Source organism: Micromonospora sp. NPDC049799, assembly GCF_040656655.1.
Lineage (GTDB): Bacteria > Actinomycetota > Actinomycetes > Mycobacteriales > Micromonosporaceae > Micromonospora.
Genome location: NZ_JBFAMU010000587.1, coordinates 1 through 2,847, shown reverse-complemented (window position 1 = coordinate 2,847; position 2,847 = coordinate 1). Strand labels below are relative to the sequence as shown.

Annotated in this window: 2 protein-coding genes and 1 pseudogene; all 3 read right to left on the bottom strand. The window is 74.0% G+C overall.

Translation table 11 applies throughout. The features are described 5' to 3' along the window. A partial coding sequence (locus AB0I76_RS26790) for a uroporphyrinogen-III synthase (protein ID WP_357040964.1) occupies nt 1-1,502 on the bottom strand: 1,502 nt, incomplete at its 3' end. Then, nucleotides 1,499-2,467, bottom strand: coding sequence for a hydroxymethylbilane synthase (hemC, locus tag AB0I76_RS26785; RefSeq protein WP_357040961.1), 969 nt, complete (start codon nt 2,465-2,467; stop codon nt 1,499-1,501). The genes AB0I76_RS26790 and hemC, both read right to left, overlap by 4 nt. After that, nucleotides 2,464-2,796 (bottom strand): annotated as a pseudogene (locus tag AB0I76_RS26780) (glutamyl-tRNA reductase); the annotation flags it as partial. The gene hemC and the pseudogene AB0I76_RS26780, both read right to left, overlap by 4 nt. Nucleotides 2,797-2,847 lie beyond the last annotated feature (51 nt).

Here is a 2,847-nt window from a genome sequence, read left to right as displayed (position 1 = left end):
CGCAGCTCGACGGCGTAGGCGGCGAGCGCCTCCACCAGATCGGGGACCGAGGCGTGCGGCGGCTGGACGTCGACCCGCAGGCCGAACTCCGTCGCGGTCTCCGCCGTCTTGGGCCCGATCACCGCAACAACGGTACGCGCGTGCGGCTTCCCGGCGATGCCGACCAGGTTCCGCACGGTCGAGGACGAGGTGAAGAGCACCGCGTCGAAACCGCCGGACTTGATCGCGTCCCGGATCTCGGCGGGCGGCGGGGCGGCCCGGACGGTCCGGTACGCGGTCACGTCGTCGACCTCCCAGCCGCGCTCGGTGAGCCCGGCGGCGAGCGTCTCGGTGGCGATGTCGGCGCGGGGCAGCAGGACCCGGCCCACCGGGTCGAGGATCTCGTCGTGCGGCGAGAACTCGGCCAGCAGGCCCTCGGAGGACTGCTCACCAGCGGGGACCAGCTCCGGCTGGATGCCGAAGGCGCGGACCGCGTCGGCGGTCGCCTCACCGATGCAGGCGATCTTGACGCCGCCGAAGTGGCGGGCGTCCAGGCCGTGCTCGGCGAACTTCTCCCAGACCGCCCGGACCGCGTTCACCGACGTGAAGATCACCCAGGCGTACCGGCCGTCGACCAGGCCCTTGACCGCCCGCTCCATCTGGGCCGGCGTACGCGGCGGCTCGACCGCGATGGTCGGCACCTCGCACGGGATGGCCCCGTACGCGCGCAGCCGCGCGCTCATCGCACCGGCCTGCTCCTTGGTGCGGGGCACCAGCACCTTCCAGCCGTACAGCGGGCGGTTCTCCCACCAGCTCAGCTTGTCCCGCTGGCCGACGCCCTCACCGAGGGTGAGCACGACCCGGCCGGTGAAGCCGAGGGCCGCCGCGACGAAGGAGTCCACGGTCGACGTGGTCGTGTACTGCGTCTCGCCGGTGCCGTCGCCGGTCACCCCGACGCCGGTCGTGCCGTCCACCCCGGCGGCCAGCAGGCCGTCCCGGATCGCGGCGAGGTCACCGGCGTCCACGGCCAGAGCCAGCGAGCCCCGGCCGACGGCCGCCGCCAGCGCCTCGAAGTCGAGGGTGTTGACGTCCTCGACGTCCGCCGCGGTCCGTACGCCCGGCAGCGGCACACCCGCGTACGTGGCCACGCCCTCGGCCTGCCCGACACCGGGTACCACCTCGAAGTGCGCGGCGGTACGGGCCACCGCCTGCACCTCCTTGACCACCGAGTCGTGACCGAAGGGGTCACCGGCGACCAGGTGCACCGCGTTCAGCCCGGAGCGGGCCGCCGAGATCAGCACCTTCGCCACGTCACCCGGAGCGCCCTCCGCCGGGGTGAACTGCGCGTCTTCCTTCGCCTGTGCACGGACCGCGTCGAGCAGCGACTCGGGGACTCCCCGGTCGTACACGACCTGGTCGGCGTCGACGAGGGCGTCGTGCGCCCGGCGGGTCAGCAGGCCCGGGTCGCCGGGACCGGCCCCGACGAACGCGATGCGGCCTACGGGCTTACGGGTGCGGGTCATTCTGTGCTCCCAAATTGCTGGGTCCCCGGGCCGGTGTGTCCTTCCTGGCCGAGGATCGAGTCGGCGCCGAGGTCGAGGAGTTCGGCGGCGAGTGCCTTGCCGATCTCCGCCGCGTCGGCGGGCGTACCGGTGTGGGACAGCCGGAGGTCTCGCGAACCGTCCGGGCTGATCACCGCACCGCGCAGGTAGATCTCATCGCCGGTCTCACCCTCGGCGAGTTCGGCGTAGGCGGCGACCGGAGCTGAGCATCCGGCCTCCAGGGTGGCCAGCAGCGCCCGTTCCGCGGTGACCGCGGCGCGGGACGGTGCGTGGTCGAGCACGGCGAGCAGCTCGACCAGGTCCGGGTCGTCGATCCGGCACTCCACCGCCAGCGCGCCCTGGGCGGGCGCGGGCAGCATCAGCATCGGGTCGAGCGTCTCGGTGATCACGTCGGTGCGGCCCAACCGGGCCAGCCCGGCCCGAGCCAGGACCACGGCGTCCAGGTCGGCGTCCGGGCCGAGCACCCGCGCGAGCCGGGTGTCGACGTTGCCCCGGATGGGGGTGACCTCCAGTTGCAGCCCCAGCGCGTGCAGCTGGGCGATGCGGCGCAGCGCGCCGGTGCCGATCCGCGCGCCGGGCGGCAGCTCGGCGAGCGTACGACCGTCCGTGGCGATCAGGGCGTCCCGCGGGTCCTGCCGGGGCGGTACGGCCGCGATGTGCAGACCTGGGGCCGCCGCGGTGGGCAGGTCCTTGTAGGAGTGCACCGCGAAGTCGATCGTGTTGGCTACCAGCGCGTCCCGCAGCGCGGAGACGAACACGCCGACGCCGAGCCGGTGCACCGGCGCGGACGAGCGGTCACCGGCGGTCACCACCTCGACCAGTTCGACGGCTCGGCCGGTGGCGGCGGTCAGCGCGTCGGCGATCTGGCCGGACTGGGCCATCGCGAGCTTGCTGCCCCGGGTCCCGAGACGCAGGGGGGTGCTCATCGCTCACCTCCGGTGGGCGGGAAGTCGGCGACGGTGCCGCCGAACGGCGGGACGTCGCTGTCGACGTCTCCGAAACGGGGGACGTCGGCGGTGTCGACGATGTCGGGGACCGTGTCGACCGGGGAGGTCTGCGGCACCTGGAGGTCGAACAGCTCGCGCAGCAGGGCCGCGTACTGGTCACCGCCGGGCTCGGCCGCGAGCTGGCGGACCCGCACGGTGGGCTGGTGCAGCAGCCGCTGGACCACACGGTGCACCGTCCGGGCCACCTCGGCGCGCTGGTCGTCGCTGAGGTCCGGACGGCGCTGGGCCAGCCGGCGCAGCTCGGCGGCGAACCATCGTCACAGCCGCGCACCCCTGGTCGGGTACGCGTGCGAGCCGTC

Coding starts and splice junctions, on each gene's coding strand:
- hemC (WP_357040961.1), bottom strand. CDS start 2,467: ATGAGCACCCCCCTGCGTCTCGGGACCCGGGGCAGCAAGCTCGCGATG.